We start from the raw sequence: 2,638 nt of genomic DNA, 5'->3' as shown, positions 1-2,638 counted from the left end.
GGTCGCCGTCACCGCGCGCGTCGAGACGCCGGACCTCACCTGGGCGGGCGCCGGCGGCGTCCGCGAGCTGGACGGGCACGCCCGCGCCCGCACGGGCGACCAGTTCCGGGTCGCGAGCAACACCAAGCCGATGATCGCCACCCTCGTGATGCAGGAGATCGAGAAGGGCACCTGGACGCTGGACACCAGCGTCGAGGACGTGCTGCCCGGCGCCCTGCCGCGCGACGTGACGATCGAGCAGCTGCTGAGCCACACCTCGGGCGCCCCGACGGCGTCGGAGTACCTGATCCTCGACAAGATGCAGGACCCGGCCGACATCGACGAGTACTTCGAGGTGCTGGGCGACCACTACTCCGAGGGCGACCACGTGCGGGCCGCGCACACCGCGCCCTGGATGCTCGAGCCGGGCACGGGCTTCTCCTACTCCAACGCCGGGTTCGTGACGCTCGGCATGATGCTGGAGAAGGTGAACAAGACCGACCTGGACGACCTGCTCGAGGAGCGCGTGTTCGAGCCGGCCGGGATGCGGTCGAGCGACTACCCGGACAGCCCCCGGAAGCGCGGGCCGTTCCTGCACGACGCCGCGTACACGGGCGCCGACGGCGCGGGCTGGTACTCGATCCGGCACTTCGACCCGACGCTGTTCCGCGCGGCGGGCGCCGTGACGAGCACGACCAGGGACCTCGCGGCGTTCAACGAGGCCCTGGTCACCGGCAAGCTGGTCGGCCCGGAGACCGTGACCGACATGCTCACGCCGCGCAGCGCCGAGATGGCCGAGTACGGCCTGGGCACCTACCGCCTGCCTGACCCGTGCGTGCCGGGTGAGTACTTCTACGGGCACGACGGCGCGAGCTTCGGCACCCTGAGCGTCAACTTCACCTCGCTCGACGGCGAGCGGCAGATCGCGCTCGGCGTGACCGGGCGCAACGTCACGCTGGACCAGGACGCGCTGTACGACTTCAACGACATGCTGGTCCCGATGCTCGAGGCGACCTGCTGAGACCCACCCCGCCGCGACAGAACCAGGGCGAGCCAGGACCACCGCACGTGCGGGGTCCTGGCTCGCAGCGGTTCGCCGGCGTTCCCTGGTCCTACTTCGGCGGGGTGGAGGTGCTGGACGCCCGCACGACCAGCGTCGGCTGGAACATCACGTGCTCGGCGGTCGCGTCCGGCCCGTTCAGCAACAGGTCCGCGGCACGGGCACCGAGCTCGTGCGTCGGCTGCCGCACGGACGTCAGGGGGGTGGACAGCTCGGCGGCGAACGTCACGTCGTCGTATCCCACGACCGCCACCTCGGCCGGGACCGAGATGTTCTCGGTGCGGAGCGTGCGCAGCACGCCCAGCGCCACCAGGTCGTTGACGCAGAACACGGCGGTGGGCCGGTCGCCGTGCTCCAGCAGCCCGCGGACCGCGGCCTCCCCGCCGTCGGCGTTGAGGCTGGGCACCGTCACCTCGACGAGCGCGGTCGCCGGGTCCAGTCCGGCAGCGACCAGCTCCTTGACGACGCCCTCGTACCGGTCGGCGCACTGCCGGATCGTGTGCGGGCCGTTCAGGAACGCGATGCGCGTGTGCCCCTCGTCGAGCAGGTGCCGCGCGGCGAGCTCGCCGCCGCGCACGTCGTCGACGGCCACGGACGAGATGCTCGGGTCGGACGACGGCCGGTCGAGCAGCACCACACCGGTGCCCCGCCGGCGGACGGCGAGGAGGTGCTCGATGTCGTCGGTGGCCGGCACGACCATCACGCCCTGCACCCCGTGCTCCTCGAACAGGCGCAGGTAGCGCTGCTCGCGGTCGGGGTCGTCGTCGGACGAGGCGACCATCAGCGTGAAGTCGTCACGGTCCAGGCGCTCCTCGATGCCGCGCGCCAGGTCGGTGAAGAACGGGTTGGCGATGTCCAGCACGATCGCGCCGACCGTGGTGATGGTCCCCGCGCGGAGCTGGCGGGCCGAGCCGTTGCGCACGAAGCTCAGCTCGTCGATCGCGGCCTCGACCCGCTCGCGGGTCCCGGGCAGCACACGCTCTGGACGGTTGAGCACGTTGGACACCGTGCCGACGGAGACGCCGGCGGCACGGGCGACGTCGGCGATGGATGCTCGGCGGTGAGCGGCCGGCTGGGTCATGGAGCGCCTCCTTGCTTCGGGCTACATTATGAACCGTTTCAGGGCGGAGGTCGCCCTCCACGGGGAACGAACCGGAGGACCGGACATGTCGAGCAACACCGCTGGTGCACGCGTCTGCTTCACGTCCCGGGTGCGGGCGGACCGGCTGGACGAGTACCGGGCGGCGCACGCCGCCGTCTGGCCCGAGATGCTGGAGGCCCTGCGCGACACCGGCTGGCGCGACTACCACCTGTTCCTGCGCGACGACGGGCTGCTCGTCGGGTTCCTCGAGACCGACGACTACGCGGCGGCGCAGCGCGGGATGGCCGCGACCGAGGTCAACGCCCGCTGGCAGGCCGCGATGTCCGGCTTCTTCGTCGACGAGGGCAACCCGGACGACGGGTTCGTGCTGCTGGACGAGGTGTTCCACCTGGAGTCCCAGCTCGCGGCCCTGCCGGAGGCGGCTCCGTCCGAGGACCACTGAGCCGCTGACCGCCGCCGCGGGCCCGCCCCGGCGCGAGCCCGGCGTCGTCGGCCCG

General features: G+C 72.1%; 3 protein-coding genes. 2 read left to right on the top strand and 1 reads right to left on the bottom strand.

Annotated elements, in window-relative coordinates; all coding sequences use genetic code 11:
* Positions 1-1,000: serine hydrolase domain-containing protein (locus PROKR_RS18855; protein WP_036965702.1), on the top strand; the 1,000-nt coding region annotated here is incomplete at its 5' end.
* Between the two features lie 91 nt (positions 1,001-1,091).
* Here PROKR_RS18855 and PROKR_RS18850 read toward each other — a convergent pair.
* Positions 1,092-2,120 (bottom strand): LacI family DNA-binding transcriptional regulator, encoded by a 1,029-nt coding sequence (locus tag PROKR_RS18850; RefSeq protein ID WP_036965700.1) that lies wholly within the window; start codon positions 2,118-2,120, stop codon positions 1,092-1,094.
* A gap of 85 nt (positions 2,121-2,205) precedes the next feature.
* Here PROKR_RS18850 and PROKR_RS18845 point away from each other — a divergent pair, with 85 nt between their 5' ends.
* Positions 2,206-2,583 (top strand): L-rhamnose mutarotase, encoded by a 378-nt coding sequence (locus tag PROKR_RS18845; RefSeq protein ID WP_036965698.1) that lies wholly within the window; start codon positions 2,206-2,208, stop codon positions 2,581-2,583.
* Positions 2,584-2,638: the final 55 nt, after the last annotated feature.

This window comes from Promicromonospora kroppenstedtii DSM 19349 (assembly GCF_000515355.1).
GTDB classification, from domain to species: domain Bacteria; phylum Actinomycetota; class Actinomycetes; order Actinomycetales; family Cellulomonadaceae; genus Promicromonospora; species Promicromonospora kroppenstedtii.
The sequence above is the reverse complement of the archived record's forward strand: the minus strand, read 5'-3'. Positions and strand labels throughout refer to the sequence as shown.